A 15,956-nucleotide genomic window follows, 5' to 3' on the forward strand; every position below is an offset into this window, starting at 1 on the left:
CGGCGAACCGTCCCGAGTCTCGCTGCGGCTCCGAGCCCACCGAGCCCACTGCAGCGAACCGTCCCGAGTCCCGCCGCGGCTCCGGGTCCACCGCCGCGAAGCGCCCTGAATCTCGTGACGGCTCCGAGCCCGCCGAGCCCACCGCCGCGAACCGTCCCGAGTCCCGCCGAGGCTCCGAGCCCACCGAGCCCGCCGAGCCCACCGCCGCGAACCGCCCCGAGTCCCGCCGCGGCTCGGCTCCGGGTGCCGACATGGAGCCCGGGAAGCTCCCCGCCTCCTTGGAGGCATCGAGAGGGAGCCGGCGCTCGAGGCCCGAGGACGGCAGCTCACCCGGGAACCCTCCGCCCCCCAGTGAGCGGTAGGACGGGGCCGCAAACCGGTCCAGCGTGCGGACATAGAAGAAGGCGTGCTCGCTGCGGATGATGCGCAGGCTCGGCGGGGCATGCAGCAGCGGCTCCGCGGCCGACAGGATCAGCGTCCCCCCAGGCGCGAGCCGCTCGGCCAGCGAGCACACCACCCGCTCGAACGCCTCGGGGGTGAAGTAGATGAGGACGTTGCGGCAGAAGATGATGTCAAAGCCCTCGCCACCGCCGGCGATGGGGTACGGCGCCTCCATCAGGTTGTGGTGCTGGAAGATCGCGCGCTCCCGCAGCTCGGGCACCAGGATGGAGCGCGAGCCATCCGGCATGAAGTAGCGCTCCCTCAGCGAGCCCGGCAGCCTGCGGACCTGCTCCGAGGGGAAGCTCAGCGTCCGCGCGCGGTTGAGCGCCACCTCGGAGATGTCCGTGCCCAGCACGGTGCTGCTCGGATCCGCCCGGGCCTCGTCGAGCATGATGAGGAGCGTGGCCACCTCCTCGCCCGTGGCACAGCCCGCGCTCCAGACTCGCAGGGGCCGCCCCAGCGACTTCGCCGCCAGCGGCTCCAGCACGTGGGCGCGGAAGTCCGCCAGCTGCACCTCGTCCCGGAAGAGATCCGTCTTGTGGACGGCCACCACGGCGATCAGCGTGGACAGGTCCGCCACGCCCGAGGGGGACTGCAGGTGGAGCAGGTACTGCTGCTCGGAGAGCGAGCCCTGGAGCACCGCCAGGCGCTCATCCAGCCTGCGCCGCTGCGTCCCGCTCAGGGCCATGCCCGTCCGCGCCGCGATGAACGCCTGGATGAGCAGTGTGGACCGGACGGGCGTCACCGCGATCACCGGCCCAGGGCGAGAGGTTCACCGCGCGCCAGCCGCATCAGCGACGCGGCCACCTCGTCCCCATGGACCAGGTGATCCACCGCGTTGCGCTCCACGGCCGCACCCGGCATGCCGAACACCACGCAGGACTCCTCGTTCTGCGCCACGGTGACGCCACCGGCCTGCTTGATGGCGAGCATGCCAGCGGCCCCGTCCTCGCCCATGCCAGTGAGGATGAGGCCCAGCGCGCGCCGCCCATACGCCTTGGCCACGCTCTCCAGCAGCACCGTGGCCGAGGGCATGTGCCCATCCCGCTCCACGCCCGGCTTGAGCCCCACGCGTCCCCGGAACGGGATCACCATGTGCATGCCCGGCGGGGCGATCAGCACGTGCCCCGGCATCAGCAGCTCCCCGTCCTGCGCCAGCCGGACTTTGAGACGGGAGGAGTTGGCCAGCCACCCCGAGAGTGACTCGGCGAAGGCCGCGTTGATGTGCTGGACGATGGCAATGGGCGCCGGGAAGTCCGCGGGCAGCTCCGACAGCATCCGGTGGAGGATCTGCGGCCCGCCCGTGGAGGCCGCCACCGCCACCACGCCCACGCTGGCCGGCAGCAGCGCCGAGGGCCCGTCCTGCTTGGGTGGCGGTGTAATGCGCCTGGGGCCTCTCAGGTGGCGGATGACGCGCACCGAGGACAGCAGCTTCAGCTCCTTGGCCAGGTTCCAGGCCTCGAGCCCGTCGTCAATGGACGGCTTGACGCGCAGCCCCAGCGCCCCCAGCTCCAGCGCCCGGCATGTCAGCTCCGGCGCCTGGCTCCGCGGATCCGCCGTGAGCACCAGGATGGGTGTGGGGCACTCGGCCATGATGTGTTCCACGGCGGTGAGCCCGTCCATCACCGGCATGTCCACATCCATGGTGATGACGTTGGGGCGAAGCTCCTTGACGCGAGCCACTGCCTCCTTGCCGTCGGCGCAAGTGGCGATGACCTGGAGATCCGGGTCCTGGCCCAGTGCTTCGCAGATGAGCTGTCGGCAGATGAGCGAGTCATCGACCACCAGCACCGACACTTTCTTGCCCATTACCTGTGCATACCCCGTGCGCGCTGCCAGGAGTATACCGAATGCCTGGGATGTCCTCAGGGGGCCTTTAGCCCAGGAGGCGCTTCACCACATCCACCAGGTCCTGCCGGACCAGATCCCCCTTGGTGATGTAGCCGTCCGCCCCCACCGCCAACCCCTTCTTCCGGTCCTCCTCCCCCCCACGGGTAGTGAGGATGATGACCGGGAGTCGGTTAAGGGTGTCATGGCCCTTGATCTGGCGGGTGAGCTCCAGGCCATCCAACCCAGGCATCTCCAGGTCCGTCACCACGAGATCCACCTGGGTGTTGGAGAGCAGGTGGATGGCCTCGGCACCATCCGCGGCGGAGATGATGTCGTACCCCACCGCCTCCAGGAGCGCGGCGATGAGCTCGCGGGTGAGGGGTGAGTCATCCACGACCATGATGCGGCGGCGGTGGACCTCCTGGGTGCGAGGGGAGGCGCGAGGGAGGCGGCCGGAGAGGGAGCCATGGGCGCCCGCGGTGAGGTAGGCCGCGGCGAGCACCATGGCCAGGCGGCCGTCCGCCAGGGTGGTGGCACCGGTGAGGTGCCCGAAGCGCCCCAGCAGTCCCCGAAGGGGGAGGATGGCCTGGACGCGCTCCTCGAGCACGCGCTCCACCGCGAGCGCGGCGGTGGCGCCCTGGCTGCGCACCACGAGCACCAGCTCTCCCTCCGTGGGAGGCCGCTCCGGCGCCAGCCCCAGCAGGCTCGAGAGGTGGCCGAAGGGCAGCACCCGGCCGTCCACGTCCAGCGCGGGCCGCCCGGCCATCTCCGTCAGCGCCGACAGATCCAGCTTGAGCGCCCGGGTGACGTGGGTGGCGCTCAAGGCCAGCGTCTCGTCCCCCGCCTTCACGAAGAGCAGCGGCGCCACCGTGAGGGAGACGGGGACGCGGACCTCGAAGATGGTGCCCCACCCGGGCGCGGACTCGACGCCCACGTCCCCACCCAGCAGTTGCACCGCGCTGCGCACCGCGTCCAGCCCCACCCCGCGCCCGGAGATGTGCGTGGCCACCTCGCGCGAGGAGAAGCCGGAGAGGAAGATGAGATCTCGCGCATGGGCCTCGGTGAGCGCGCTGGCGGTCATCTCGTCCAGGAAGCCCCGGCGCACCGCCACCTTGCGCAGCATGGCTGTGTCCAGCCCCACGCCGTCGTCCTCCACGCGCAGGACGATGCGGTTGCCCTCTCGCGCGGCGCGCAGCGTGAGGCAGCCCTTGGGGCGCTTGCCCGCCGCCACGCGATCCACCCGGCTCTCCAGCCCGTGATCCAGCGCGTTGCGGATGAGGTGCAGCAGCGGCTCGCGCAGCGCCTCCACCACCGCGCGATCCGCGCGGGTGTCCTCGCCGTCCACCACCAGGTCCACTTCCTTGCCCAGCTCCCGGGCCAGATCTCGCACCACCCGCGGGTAGGGCTCGAAGAGGACCGACAGCGGCAGCATGCGGATGCGCTGCACCTCCTCCACCACCTGCCCGAGATCCCTCAGCTCCTCGTTGGCGAGCAGCTTCGCCTCGCGGTGCAGCGCGGCGGCCATGTCCTTGGCCTTGTTCAGCTTCGCCGCGAAGGCAGAGCCCGCCTGTCCCAGGTCCTCGGCCTCTCGGGCCAGCTGGGTCAGCGCACGGGCCAGCCCGAGGCGGCGGCCGTTGGCCAGCTCACGCCGGCGCGCCACCTGCGTGAGATTGGTGGCGGCGCTGGTGAGCAGATCCAGGCTGGAGACTTCGATCCGGACCGAGCTGTCCGCGCGCGGCTCCGGCCGCGGAGACTGGACCCCATGGCCCAGGGAGAGCCTGGTGGACTCGGATCCGGGAGCACCGGAAAGAGCCGGGCGGAGCGCCTGCCCGGACGGGCTCGGCGCCAGCGGACGAGCCGCCTGTGCCGATGAGGAGGAGGCAGTCCCGCCCGCGGCACCCGGTGCGGAGGGCCTGGCACCCGGTGCGCCCGCCATGACCCCGGCTGCGATGGGAATCGGCGTGAAGTACCGGGGTGCTGGGGGCGCCGCGGGGCTCGGCAAGGCCGGTGGGGAGGCAGGCTGCGGAGCCGTCGGGGCTGCGCCCTGAGCGGACGAGGGCTGCCCCGGGGCGGTGGTCGCCTTCGGCACGGCGGGCAGCACCACCGGCTCCGGCATGGGCGCGCCGCGCTGGGACACCTCGACGCGAGTGCGATCCCGGAGCCACGCCACCAGCTTCTCCACCTCGGGCGCATCGTCGGACGCCACCAGGCCGGAGAGGATCGTCACCGCGTCCGCGGACTTGAGCAGCGCGTCGGCGGAGTCGTGGGACAGCGTGTACTGGATCGGCTCGCTGGACTTGACGAGCTCCTCCATCTCGTGGACGAGCACGTTGATGCTGTCGAAGCCCATCATCCGGGCCTCGCCCTTGAGGCCGTGGAGCTCCCGGAGCGCCTTGCGCCCCATCTCCACATTGCCTCCGGACTCCAGCTCCACGATGGCGCGGTTGATGCGCTCCAACCGCACCCCCACCAGATCGCGGAACTGCTTGAGCAGACGATCCCGCGGAGTCACCCGTCGCTCCTCGGAGACGCCGCCTGGTTGATCTGGAACCGCTCCACCACGGTGCGCAGATCCAGCGCGAGCACCAGCAGATCCCCGTTGGCCGTGCTCACCTGCTTGGTGGCATTCAGGCTCTGCTGGGTGATGCGGAGGATGTCCGCCATGGTGTCCGCGAGCTGATCGGTGCCCGTCTGCTGCTGCTGGGTGGCCAGGGAGATGGAGCGCACCGCGTCCGACGTCTGCCCGGCCAGATCCAGGATCTGCTTCAGCGACTCAGAGACCTGCTGCGCCAGCGAGGTGCCGGTGTCCGTGGCACGCACGCCCCCATCCGTGGCCGCCACCGCGGCGCGCGAGGCCTCGCGCACCTCTTCGATGAGGCCCTCGATCTCCTTGGTGGACTCCAGGACGTTCTCCGCCAGGCGCCGCATCTCCGCGGCCACCAGCGAGAAGCCCCGGCCCACCTCTCCGGCCTTCGTCCCCTCCAGCTCCGCGTTCAGCGCCAGCAGGTCCGACTTGTCGGCCACACCGTTGATGAACTCGACGATCTTGCCGATCTGCTGCACGCGCTTGTTCAGCCGCGTCACCGCCGAGGCGATGGCCTGGTTGTCGTTGCGCATGCGGCTCATGGAGGCCAGGAAGGCCTCCGCGCTGCCCTGCCCGCCCTGGGCCGCCGCGAGCGTGCGCTGGGCGATCTCCGCCACCGAGCCGGCGTTCTCCGCGATCTGCCGCGCGCTCCGGGCCAGCTCCTCGGTGGTGGCGCTCGTCTCATCCAGCGAGCTGGCCTGCTCGGCGGCGCCGGCCTCGTAGCGGCCCGAGGTGGCGAGGATCTCCTCCGTGGTGGCGCTGATCTGCGCCCCCGCGCGCTGCAGCTGCGAGAGCACGTCCGCCAGGTGCGCCCGCATCATCGCGAAGGCGGCGGAGACGGCCCACACCTCGTCCTCGGCGGGGATCAGCCGTGGGGTGGCCAGGTTCCCGTCCGCGATGCGCCGCGCCTCCTCGGCCAGCAGACGGATGGGGCGCCCCACCAGCGTGCCGCCCAGGTACGCGGTGGTGAGCGCCAGCCCGAAGACGAGCAGGCACAGCGCCCCGCCGGACATGATGGCCTCCGTCCGCAACTGCTCCACCCGCGCCTCCTGGGCGTGCGGCGGCGTGGCCAGCACCTGCGCATAGGTGCGCTCCGCCAGCGCCGAGGCGAGGTTGGAGGAGAGCACCGCGGGCGTCACCACGGCGATGGCGGTGAAGATCACCAGCCGCGCGCGGATCTGCGCGCGCCGGGGCAGGGAGGCGATGAGCTGCGACTGGCTCAACCCGAACTCGCTCAGCCACAGCACCACCTGGCGGGCCCGCAGAGTGACCAGGCAGTGGACGAGCAGCGCGGTGATGGGCCCGAAGAGCACCCCCAGGCCGGCGACGCTCATCCCCGCGCGCCAGCCCCCTGGGCCCACGAAGGCCACCACCACGCCCATCAAGGCGGTGCTGATGAGCCACATCAGCAGTGACTTGACGAAGGTTGCATCGGCGGCGCTGGTGGCCTCCACCGTGGCCTGGGAGAGGCTCTCCGGGGTGGGGAGCACGTCGCGGCGCTCCAGGCCGCGCAGCACCCGCAGGTTCCGCATCAGCAGGGCGGCCCCCACCACCGTGGCGATGCCGCAGGCCAGCACGCCCATCGCCGCGAGCAGGTCGAAGGCGCTCGCCAGCGTGTCCTTCAGGGTGAGCCAGGCGTAGTGACACGCCAGCGCGGCCCCGACGAGGTTGCCGACGGGCACGGGGATCACCAGGTGCCGGCTGAAGGAGGCGCGCCGGTTCGTGCTGCTCGTGCTCATGGGCTAGCCCTCTCTCCCGGCCAGTTGGAAGCGCTCCACCACGAGCTTGAGATCCCTCGCCAGCGAGGACAGATCGCTGTTGGCGGCCACCATCTGCTTGGTCGCCGAGGCGTTCTGCTCGGTGACTCGGAGGATGTCTCCCATGGCGGCGGCCAGCTGGTCGGTGCCCGTCTGCTGCTGCTGGGTGGCCAGGGAGATGGAGCGCACGGCATGGGAGGTCTGCCGCGCCAGCTCGAGGATGAGGCTGAGGCTCTCATCCACCTGCGCCGCCAGCAGCGTGCCCGCGTCCGTCGTCTTCAGCCCCGCCTCCGTGGCCATCACCGCCGCGTGGGTCGCGTCGCGGATCTCCTCGATCAGCTGCTCGATGGTGCGCGTGGAGCGGATCACATTCTCCGCCAGGCGCCGCATCTCCGCGGCCACCAGCGAGAAGCCCCGGCCCACCTCTCCGGCCTTCGTCCCCTCCAGCTCCGCGTTCAGCGCCAGCAGGTCCGACTTGTCGGCGATCTCGTTGATGAACTCGACCACCTTGCCGATCTGCTGCACGCGCTTGTTGAGCCGGACGACGGCGTCCGCGATGGACTGGTTGTCCTCCTTCATCCGCTGCATCGCGGTGAGGAAGGCCGCCGCGTTGCGCTGCCCGCCCTGGGCCGCCGCGAAGGTGCGCTCGGCGATGCCGGCCACGGACTCCGCGTTGCCGGCGATCTGCTGCGCGCTCCGGGCCAGCTCCTCCGTGGTGGCGCTCGTCTCGTTGAGCGAGCTGGACTGCTCATCCGCGCCCGACTCCTGCTCCGTGGAGGTAGCCACCAGCTGCTCGGTGGTGCTGGAGATCTGCATGCCCGCGCGCCGCATCTGCGCCAGCGCCTGGCCCAGCTGGGCCTGCATCTGCACGAAGGCGGCCGAGGCGGCCCACACCTCGTCCTCGGCGGGGATGACGCGCGGCGGGCGTAGATCTCCCTTGGCGATGCGCGTGGCGTCCTCGGAGATGGCGCGAAGCGGCTCGGACAGAGCGGAGCCAGCGGCGTACGACGTCCCCAGCACCAGCAGGATGACGAAGGCCGACAGCAGCCCCAGCGCCAGGTTCCGCTCGCTGCGAGCCTGGGCCACCACCGCCTCCTGGGCCTCCAGGCCGCGGGCCTCGAGGATCTCGTCCATCACCCGCCACGCACGAGAGATGGACACGTCCAGAATGAAGATGGAGGGGCAGAGCACCGCGATGGCAGTGAAGGTCAGCAACCGCCGACGGAGGTTCTGCCGCCGGGGAGGCACCGCCTCGATGAACTCCAGCGCGGACAGGCCCTCGTTGGCGATGCGATCAGCAGCGGTGCGGCTGCGGCGCACCACCAGCAGGTGGATGAGCAGCGCACTCAGGGGCCCCAGCGCCAGCACCACCAGCGCGATTTGCAGGCTCACCTGCCACGGCTCATCCACCAGCGGAGGGAAGGCCAGGGCCACCAGCAGCGTCCCCCCCCACCAGCCCAGCAGCGTGAACCAGAAGCAGCGCTCGGGGATGACTCGCGCCTCCTGGAGCGCCTGGCGCAGATTCTCCGGCGTGGGCGGCAGCTTGCCCCGCTCCACCGCCCACAGCGACCGCAGCGCGCGCCGCTCGAGGATGCTGGTGAACCCCAGGCTCAGGCCCAGCGCCAACGCCACCAGGAAGAGGAAGGTACGCCAGGCGCCCGGCGGCGTGGACTCCAACTGCCCGTACGCCAGCGCCAGCACCAGGCCCATGCCGCCGCCCAGCCAGGACGGCCGCGTCATCCACCGCGCCAGCCCCTTCACTCCAGCGCCCGTGCTCATGCGGCCTCCCGGGAGGCGCCTGCGAGGAAGTGCTCGAACTCCACCAGCCGCACCAGCGGCCAGAGCTCCCCGCGCACGGAGATGAACCCCAGCAGACACCCGCCCGCCACTCGCACCAGCGCCGGGGGCGTGGGCAGCACGCGATACACCTCCGCGTCGATCTCCAAGGTGTCCACCCCCACCGTCTCCCCCGAGGGTGCCAGCAGCACGCGGGAAGCGCCCGCCGGCTCTCCGAAGGCCTGGCGCGCCGAGCGCGAGCGCCCCGCGTGGAGCGAGGGCGCATCGATGACGGCCACATCCACCGCCGGGAAGGCGATCCGGTGCGCCCCGGCATGACACAGAAGTGTCCCGCTGACCCGAAGCCCTTGCATGGCTCAGGCTCCCTGACTGAGGTGGTCGAAGAGCCCGTCGGGATCAATCACCGCCACGTCCCGCTGGGCGCCCTTGGCGGGGCCGCGCAGGTGCATGTGGACACCGCTGGTGCCCAGCGGCTCCAGGCTCCCGGAGACCAGGGACACGCCCGCCACCGTGCTCGCGGTCAACGCCAGCGAGCCCTTTGGCAGCCGGACCAGCACCGCGCGCTTCGTGGACTGGCTGCCAGTGCCCACCAGCAGCGCCATGTCCACGACCGGGATCACCTCGCCCCGGTGCGCGAAGACGCCCAGCAGAAATGAGGGAGCACCCGGCACCCGCGTGAGCTCAGGGAAGGTGACCACCTCCGCCGCGCTCTCCGCAGGCACCGCGTACCAGCTACTCCCACATGCAAACACAAGGTAGGACTGTCGGCCTTCGGCCTCAGTAACGCCCATCGTGCGACAGCCTACCTCAGATCACCGGCGAAACTCGACGCGGCGGTTCTGGCTCCACGCTCCCTCGTCTGAAGCCTGGTTAAGCGGGCGAGTCTCGCCGTAGCCCACCGTCTCCAGGCTCCGGGCAGGGATGCCCAGGTCAGAGAGGTAGCGCTTGACGGAGACGGCGCGGCGGTTGGAGAGCTGGAGGTTGTACTCCTCGGTGCCGCGCTCGTCAGCGTGGCCCTCGAGGGTGATCTTCCCAGTGACCTTGGTGGACTTGATGCAGTCGGCCAGCTCGGACAGGCGGCTCTGGGACTCGGAGGTGAGGGTGGCCTCATTGAAGCCGAAGCCGACGGGCTCCCAGTTACACTCCTTGGGGCCGGCCGTCACGCACTGGCCGCCCTTGCACTCCTGGCCCTCGCCGCAGTCGGCGCTGGTGGAGCAGGTGTTCTGAGGCGCCTGGCAGCGGCCACTCTCGCACTTGCTGCCGGAGGGGCACTGATCGTCGCCCTTGCACTGGGCGGGGGCGCACTTGCCCGCCTCGCAGATGCTGCCATCACCGCACTGGGTGTCCGTGGTGCACTCGGGGCCCTTGGGCACGCACTTGTTGGCCTGGCAGGTGAAGCCCTCTTTACAGTTCTGATCGGTTGCGCACTCCTGGCACGTGCCCTGGACGCAGACCTCGCCCTTCTCCTGGCACTGCTCGTCGCTCTCACAGTTGGGGTAGGGCTTGGGACAGCCCGTCATGAACACCATGGCGAGAGCGAGCCCTGCCACCATCGAAATCTGTCGCATCGTTCCCTCCAAAAAATCCGTTGAAGTGCCCGTGCACGGACGGGGCGCCGTGCTCGCGTGTAGACCCAAGCAGCCAAGTGAGTCAAAGCAATTTGCTCCTGCCACAGGCTTGCAGTGGGGCTCTCGGAGCGAGCAGGGAAACCTTGAATCGCCTCATTCATTCCGGAACAGTGCGCGGGTCCTCCCTCCGCTCCGCTCCCAGGGCGTCCCCTGAATGTCCGCCCCCGCTCCCTCCCCCAGCGAAGAGAAGCCCCCTGCGGCAAGCCCGGCGCGACAGCTGAGAGCCCCCTTCGAGGCCCCGGAGGCGACGCGCGGCCAGCTCGTGGCGGGGCTGTGGCTGCTGATGGTGGCCACGGCGCTGTTCCGCCTGCCTCCGCTGCTCAATGCGCGCGGGGTGCACTCGGACGCGGCGGTGGTGGGCCTCCAGGCCCGTCACATGCTCGAGGGGGAGTGGTCCTGGTTCCTGTGGGGAGCAGGCTACCAGGGCTCGTTCGATGCCCTGCTCGCCGCCCTGGCATTCAAGATCGCGGGGGCGACACCGCTGGTGCTGATGCTCGTGCCGCTGGCGGGCCACGTGCTGCTGGAGGTGCTCACCTTCGACATCCTCCAGAAGCGAGTGGGCGCGGCGCTGGGGCTGCTGGCGACGCTGCCCGTGGTCTTCACGCCCCAGGCCATCAACGGGGCGGCGCTCTATGCACCGCGCCAGTGGTGCATCACCTTCGTCTTCCTGGGGCTGTGGCTGCTGGATGGGGCGAGCCACTCCCGGCGGCCGCTGCTTCGCTACGCCCTGGGCACGCTCATGGGCCCGCTGGCGCTCTACCTGGATCTGTACGCGCTGCAGCTCATGCCCGGCTTCGCCCTCTTCGCCCTCGCGTGCTGCGCTGACGCATGGCCAGGGCTGGCGCGCGGGTGGCGCCGTGTGGCGGCCACCGTGGCGGGCGGGGGGGTGGGCTGGCTCAGCCTCCAGTGGCTGCGGCAACACGCGGGGGCCTCGTCCTCTCCGACGAGCCTCTCGCTCGAGCCGATCGAGCGGAACGCCCGCCTGCTCTGGGAGACGTGCCTGCCCTGGGTGCTGAGCTATGGCGTCTATGTGCCGGGCCACAACCTCTACCCGGACCGGTGGGCGGCCCCCCTGCCCTTCGCCCTCGTCCAGAAGCTGGGGGCGGCGCTGCTCATGCTGGGAATCGTCGTGGGCGGCCTCTCGCTGTTCTTCCGGCGGCTGCCCTGGGGCGCACGGCGGCTGGGGCTCCTGGGCGCGGTGGTGAGCGCGGCGGCGCTGGGAGGCTTCCTGGTCTCTCCCATGCCCGTGGACATGGGGGCGGCCCGCTACCTGGCGCCCATTGTCTGGTTCTCACCCTTTGCGCTGGCTCCGGTGGCGCTGCTGCTGCGCCCCCGCCGCTTCGTGTGGGCGCTGGCACCCTATGTCCTTGCCGCGGCCGTGGGGGGGTGGCTGAGCTACGGCCTCTACGTGAAGGGCCCCCTGCCACGGCTCGACGCGCGAGGCGTGGCGGAGGAGGAGCGGGAGGTGGCGCGGGTGCTGCGGGAGCGAGGGGTGACGGCGGCGGCCGCGCAGTACTGGCTCGCCTACCGGCTGGCCTTCCTCTTCGAGGAGAACCCCACGGTCATGCCGCTCCACCCCGGCGAGGACCGGTACCTGCCCTACCGGGAGGCGTTTGATCGGGCGCCGCGGGTGGCCTTCCTCTTCCACCCCTCCGAGCCCCGGGCGCAGCCGGAGCCTCATGAAGGGATGCTGCGCCAGACGGGGGCTCGGTACGAGCGACTGGAGGTTGCGGGCTTCACCCTCCTCATCGTCTCGCGCTGAGGGCCGAGGCCCCGGCCGCTCCCTTGCATCGTGTTGGACCCTGCGATGCCGAAGCCCTTGAATCTCCTCACCCGTTCTCGAACAGTGTGGCTCTGTGGCCACACCCCGAGCCCCGAGGTCCACGCTCCATGCCTGCGTCCGTGCTGATCGTCGATGACGAGAAGAACATCTTGCTCACGCTGAGCCAGTCGCTGCAGCTGGCGGGCTATCACACGGAGCTGGCGGGCTCGGGGCAGGTGGCGCTGGATGTGGCCTCGGCACGGCCGGTGGACGCGGTGCTCATGGACGTGAAGATGCCGGACATGGACGGGCTCACGGCGCTGGCACGGCTGCACGAGCTCAAGCCGGAGCTGCCCGTCATCATGATGTCCGGCCACGGCACCATCGACACGGCGGTGAAGGCCACCCAGCTGGGGGCGCGGGACTTCCTGGAGAAGCCCATCGCACGAGAGCGGCTGCTGGTGGCGCTGCGCAACGTGCTCAAGCACCAGGCGGTGATCGAGGAGCTGCATGAGCTGCGGGCGCAGCTGGGCCGCTACGACATGGTGGGCATCGGGCCTGCCATGCAGCGGATCTTCTCGCTCATCCAGCGCACGGCCCCCTCCGAGGGCCGCGTCCTCATCACGGGAGAGAACGGCACGGGCAAGGAGCTCATCGCCCGCGCGCTGCACCAGCACTCGAAGCGCAAGGGTGGCCCGTTCGTGAAGCTGAACTGCGCGGCGGTGCCGCACGAGCTCATCGAGAGCGAGCTGTTCGGGCATGAGAAGGGCGCCTTCACCGGGGCGGTGAGCGTGCGGCGTGGCAAGTTCGAGCTGGCGCATGAGGGGACGCTCTTCCTGGACGAGATCGGCGACATGCCGGCCGCCATGCAGGCCAAGCTGCTGCGCGTGCTGCAGGAGGGAGAGCTGGAGCGCGTGGGCGGCGCGGAGACGATCAAGGTGGACGTGCGCGTCATCGCCGCGACGAACAAGAACCTGGAGAAGGAGATCTCCGGGGGCCACTTCCGCGAGGACCTCTACTACCGCATCAACGTGGTGCAGATTCACTCGCCCCCGCTGCGCGAGCGGCGCGAGGATCTGCCGGATCTCATCGACACCTTCCTGAAGGAGGCGTGCGCACGCAACGGGCGCAAGCCGCTGAAGCTCTCTCCGGAGGCGATCTCGGTGATGGCAGGCTACGACTACCCCGGCAACGTGCGCGAGCTGCGCAACCTGGTGGAGCGGCTGGCCATCCTGTGTGAAGGCCCGGTCGTCTCGGGCAACGAGGCGCTGGAGCTGCTGCCCCGAGGCCGTGGCCAGGTGGCCTCCCCCTTCCCCGTTAGCGCCCCGCCCACCATCCCGACGTCTTCCCCCCTCACCGCCATTCCGCCTTCCCAGGCTCCTGCCGAGTTCCTCGCGCCGCGCGCACCGGAGCCGGCCCCGCCCGTGGGCTTCCGCCCCCGTGTGGATCGCACCTTCCGCGAGCAGGTGGAGGACGCGGAGCGAGAGATCATCCTCCACGCGCTTGCCCACACCCAGGACAACGTGACGGAGGCTGCACGTCTGCTGGATCTGGAGCGCGGCCACTTCTACAAGAAGATGAAGGCGCTGGGCCTGCGGCGGAGCTCAGCGGACAAGGAGCCCACCCAGGGCTCTAGCGGAGAGTGAGAACCGCAGGACCCGTGCCCAGTGCTTGAGTATCCCTTCGCCTTCCTTGCCCGCAGGTACGGGAATCGACGGTGCCGAGGCGGGTTGAGCACCCTGGAGAGTGACGAATGCAGGAGCAGCGCGCAGTGATGGGGTGGACGTTGGTGCGGGTCGCCTTTGGGGTCCTGCTGTCCCTGGGCCACGGGCTGCCGAAGGCCCTCAGCGGGGCGAAGAACCTCACCGCGAATGTCGCGGACATGGGCCTGCCCTTCCCCGCCTACTTCGCCTGGTGCGCGACGCTCACGGAGCTGGTGGGCGGGCTCCTGATCGCGGTGGGTGTCCTGACGCGGCCCGCCGCGGCCTTTGCCTCCTTCACCATGCTCGTGGCGCTCTACGACCACCGCGTGGATCCCTTCGCCAAGGCGGAGAAGGCGCTGCTCTTCTTCGCGGTGTTCGTGGCCATCACCCTTGCCGGTGCAGGCCCGTGGAGCCTCGACGCGAGGCTGCGGCGCCGCGCCTAGCCCCAGGGCCTCGGACCGCAGCCGGGTGCTCGCCCCTCAGGCGGCCACGCGCTCGATGCACTCCGGCACGTCGTTGGTGGGCGAGTTGACCACGCGCGCCACCTCATAAGCGTCGAGGAAGTCGTCCGGGCAGGACACCAGCAAAGGCTGGAGCTCCGCGGCCTCCACCGGCTCCGGGCGCAGCCACTGCTGCTGCCCAGCAGGCGAGAGGATGACCGGCATCCGATCGTGGATGGGCGCTATCAGCGCGTTGGGGCCCGTGGTGAGGAGGCTGCAGGTGCGCACCACCTCGCCCGTCTCAGGAGAGGTCCACTCCTCCCACAGCCCGGCCAGCGCGAACGGCTTCCGGTCCTTGCGGTGGAAGAAGAAAGGCGTCTTCGGCTTCGTCGTCTGCTTCCACTCGTAGTAGCCATCAATCAGGAGCAGGCAGCGCCGCCGCTTGAGCGCGGAGCGGAAGCTGGGCTTCTCGGCCACCGTCTCGCTGCGAGCGTTGATGAGCTTGCTGCCAATGGACGCGTCCTTCGCCCAGGACGGGATGAGCCCCCACCGGTAGGCATCCAGCATCCGCTGCCCGTCATTGGCGACGACCGGCATCAGCTGGGTGGGAGCAAGGTTGAACCGGGGGCGATCAATCGCATTGCGGATGCCCGCGAGGGCGAACTCGCGAGCGATCTCGATCGCAGGAGTCTGGACGGTGACACGGCCGCACATGGGGCCAGAGTATCGCCGCCCGGCGCGGGCGCTCCAAGCGTTACTCGGCGTGGGCCGCGAACCCCTCAAAGACGGTGGCAGGGGGACCGGCCAGCCGCTCCAGCGCCTCCTCGAGCGCGTGGTTGCTCCAGGCGGTGTCCCCCTCACAGGCCCCGCAAAGAAAACCGGCGTGGGGTCAGAGCCTCGCTCCGTCCCCACGCCGGGAATGTTCAGCTCTCGGTAGCGACTACCGGGTGATGCTCACCGAGGCGTCATCGAGGAAGAAGCTGGTGGCCAGCGACGAGTCCTCGGTGCCGTTGAAGTAGATGCGGATCGTCTGGCCCTTGTACGCGGCCAGGTCGAACGTCCGCAGCACGTACGCAGAGCCCTTGTTCAGGTTGCTGTAGGTGCCCAGCGTCCCGAGCACGGCGTTCGAGCTGCTGCGGACCTGGATGGCCAGCGTGTCGTAGACCTTGGTCGTCGTGGTCTCCGAGCTGGTGATCTTCACCCACACGTTGAGCGAGGCGCTGCAGGCCGTCGAGGGGATGGAAATCTGCTGGTAGGCGTAGTCCGTCATGGTGCGGCCGTAGCCGTTCAGCCACGCCTTGTAGGTGCCCGAGCGAGGCGCGCTGCCGCCCGTCCCGCTGCTGATGACACCCGAGGAGGTCGTCCAGCCCGTGGCGCCCTCGAAGCCCCCGTTGCTCAGGAGCTGCTCGGTGATGCTGCAGTTGCCGACAGGGTTGTCCACGGTGACGCTCACCGCACCCGAGTTGGCCGAGTTGCCGGCCCCGTCGAAGGCCCTGCTGGTCAGCGAGTAGCTGCCGTTGGCCACGCTCGTGGTGTTCCAGCTGACGCTGTACGGCGAAGTCGTGTCAGAGCCGATGAGCGTGCTGCCCGCGTAGAAGTCGACCCGGGCCACACCCACGTTGTCCGAGGCGTCGGCGCTGATCGTCGCGGCGCCGGTCAGCGTGGAGCCGCCCGCCGGCGAGGTGAGGTTGGTGCTGGGCGGCGTGGTGTCGCCCGGCTGGCCGCCACCGATGAAGCCACTGTAGAGCAGCACGTTCGGAGAGCCCGTGCCGGGGCTGGTCACCTTGCCCGGGGTGCCGTTGGTCACCAGCGCGTCACGCACCTGCTGCGGCGTGGCGGCGGGGTTGGCGCTCAGGTACAGCGCCGCGACGCCGGCCACGTGCGGGCTGGCCATCGAGGTGCCGCTGATGGTGCTGGTGGAGGTGTCGTTCGTCGACCAGGACGAGGTGATGTTCGAGCCCGGCCCGAAGATGTCGAGGCAGGTGCCGTAGTTCGAGTACGAGGCGCGCGCGTC

General features: G+C 70.3%; 13 protein-coding genes. 3 read left to right on the forward strand and 10 right to left on the reverse strand.

The annotated features are described in order from the left end of the window. The 8 genes from VD972_RS28215 to VD972_RS28250 form a co-directional block, all read right to left on the reverse strand. A partial coding sequence (locus VD972_RS28215) for a CheR family methyltransferase (RefSeq protein ID WP_324991850.1) occupies positions 1-1,186 on the reverse strand: 1,186 nt, incomplete at its 3' end. A 5-nt stretch (positions 1,187-1,191) separates the two neighbouring features. Next, positions 1,192-2,250 carry a chemotaxis-specific protein-glutamate methyltransferase CheB gene (cheB, locus tag VD972_RS28220; RefSeq protein ID WP_324991851.1) on the reverse strand — a complete coding sequence of 353 codons (1,059 nt, stop codon included), beginning with the start codon at positions 2,248-2,250 and terminating at the stop codon, positions 1,192-1,194. A 67-nt stretch (positions 2,251-2,317) separates the two neighbouring features. After that, positions 2,318-4,783 (reverse strand): hybrid sensor histidine kinase/response regulator, encoded by a 2,466-nt coding sequence (locus VD972_RS28225; RefSeq protein ID WP_324991852.1) that lies wholly within the window; start codon positions 4,781-4,783, stop codon positions 2,318-2,320. Next, a complete protein-coding gene (locus VD972_RS28230) occupies positions 4,780-6,594 on the reverse strand; it encodes a methyl-accepting chemotaxis protein (protein ID WP_324991853.1) in 1,815 nt (604 codons plus the stop codon). The genes VD972_RS28225 and VD972_RS28230 overlap by 4 nt, the downstream gene beginning before the upstream one ends. Before the next feature lie 3 nt (positions 6,595-6,597). Then, the gene (locus tag VD972_RS28235) at positions 6,598-8,391 is read right to left on the reverse strand and encodes a methyl-accepting chemotaxis protein (RefSeq protein WP_324991854.1); all 1,794 of its coding nucleotides are present in this window, start codon (positions 8,389-8,391) and stop codon (positions 6,598-6,600) included. Next, positions 8,388-8,762 carry a protein CrdC gene (locus tag VD972_RS28240; RefSeq protein WP_324991855.1) on the reverse strand — a complete coding sequence of 125 codons (375 nt, stop codon included), beginning with the start codon at positions 8,760-8,762 and terminating at the stop codon, positions 8,388-8,390. Before VD972_RS28240 ends, VD972_RS28235 begins: the two co-directional genes overlap by 4 nt. Positions 8,763-8,765: 3 nt before the next feature. After that, entirely contained in the window at positions 8,766-9,200 is a 435-nt protein-coding gene (locus tag VD972_RS28245) for a chemotaxis protein CheW (RefSeq protein ID WP_324991856.1), read from the reverse strand. 21 nt (positions 9,201-9,221) lie between these two features. Next, on the reverse strand, positions 9,222-9,977 hold the full coding sequence (locus VD972_RS28250) for an OmpA family protein (RefSeq protein WP_324991857.1): 756 nt from the start codon (positions 9,975-9,977) through the stop codon (positions 9,222-9,224). A gap of 214 nt (positions 9,978-10,191) precedes the next feature. Between VD972_RS28250 and VD972_RS28255 the strand changes: the two genes are divergently transcribed. From VD972_RS28255 to VD972_RS28265, 3 genes are all read left to right on the forward strand, one after another. Further along, on the forward strand, positions 10,192-11,799 hold the full coding sequence (locus VD972_RS28255; RefSeq protein WP_324991858.1) for a hypothetical protein: 1,608 nt from the start codon (positions 10,192-10,194) through the stop codon (positions 11,797-11,799). Between the two features lie 128 nt (positions 11,800-11,927). Further along, entirely contained in the window at positions 11,928-13,445 is a 1,518-nt protein-coding gene (locus VD972_RS28260; RefSeq protein ID WP_324991859.1) for a sigma-54 dependent transcriptional regulator, read from the forward strand. A 107-nt stretch (positions 13,446-13,552) separates the two neighbouring features. Then, a complete protein-coding gene (locus tag VD972_RS28265; RefSeq protein ID WP_324991860.1) occupies positions 13,553-13,945 on the forward strand; it encodes a DoxX family protein in 393 nt (130 codons plus the stop codon). Positions 13,946-13,981: 36 nt separating this feature from the next. On the opposite strand, the gene VD972_RS28270 is transcribed toward VD972_RS28265, so the two are convergent. Both VD972_RS28270 and VD972_RS28275 read right to left on the reverse strand, forming a co-directional pair. Continuing rightward, entirely contained in the window at positions 13,982-14,656 is a 675-nt protein-coding gene (locus VD972_RS28270) for an SOS response-associated peptidase (RefSeq protein ID WP_324991861.1), read from the reverse strand. A 226-nt stretch (positions 14,657-14,882) separates the two neighbouring features. After that, on the reverse strand, positions 14,883-15,956 hold a 1,074-nt coding region (locus tag VD972_RS28275; RefSeq protein WP_324991862.1), incomplete at its 5' end, for an Ig-like domain-containing protein.

The sequence above is a fragment of the Hyalangium sp. genome (assembly GCF_035629615.1).
Lineage (GTDB): Bacteria > Myxococcota > Myxococcia > Myxococcales > Myxococcaceae > Hyalangium.

Excerpts from the sequence above, each read along its gene's own strand:
- cheB (WP_324991851.1), bottom strand. The coding sequence starts at position 2,250 with ATGGGCAAGAAAGTGTCGGTGCTGGTGGTCGATGACTCGCTCATCTGC.
- VD972_RS28230 (WP_324991853.1), bottom strand. The coding sequence starts at position 6,594 with ATGAGCACGAGCAGCACGAACCGGCGCGCCTCCTTCAGCCGGCACCTG.
- VD972_RS28235 (WP_324991854.1), bottom strand. The coding sequence starts at position 8,391 with ATGAGCACGGGCGCTGGAGTGAAGGGGCTGGCGCGGTGGATGACGCGG.
- VD972_RS28240 (WP_324991855.1), bottom strand. The coding sequence starts at position 8,762 with ATGCAAGGGCTTCGGGTCAGCGGGACACTTCTGTGTCATGCCGGGGCG.
- VD972_RS28245 (WP_324991856.1), bottom strand. The coding sequence starts at position 9,200 with ATGGGCGTTACTGAGGCCGAAGGCCGACAGTCCTACCTTGTGTTTGCA.
- VD972_RS28250 (WP_324991857.1), bottom strand. The coding sequence starts at position 9,977 with ATGCGACAGATTTCGATGGTGGCAGGGCTCGCTCTCGCCATGGTGTTC.
- VD972_RS28255 (WP_324991858.1), top strand. The coding sequence starts at position 10,192 with ATGTCCGCCCCCGCTCCCTCCCCCAGCGAAGAGAAGCCCCCTGCGGCA.
- VD972_RS28260 (WP_324991859.1), top strand. The coding sequence starts at position 11,928 with ATGCCTGCGTCCGTGCTGATCGTCGATGACGAGAAGAACATCTTGCTC.
- VD972_RS28265 (WP_324991860.1), top strand. The coding sequence starts at position 13,553 with ATGCAGGAGCAGCGCGCAGTGATGGGGTGGACGTTGGTGCGGGTCGCC.
- VD972_RS28270 (WP_324991861.1), bottom strand. The coding sequence starts at position 14,656 with ATGTGCGGCCGTGTCACCGTCCAGACTCCTGCGATCGAGATCGCTCGC.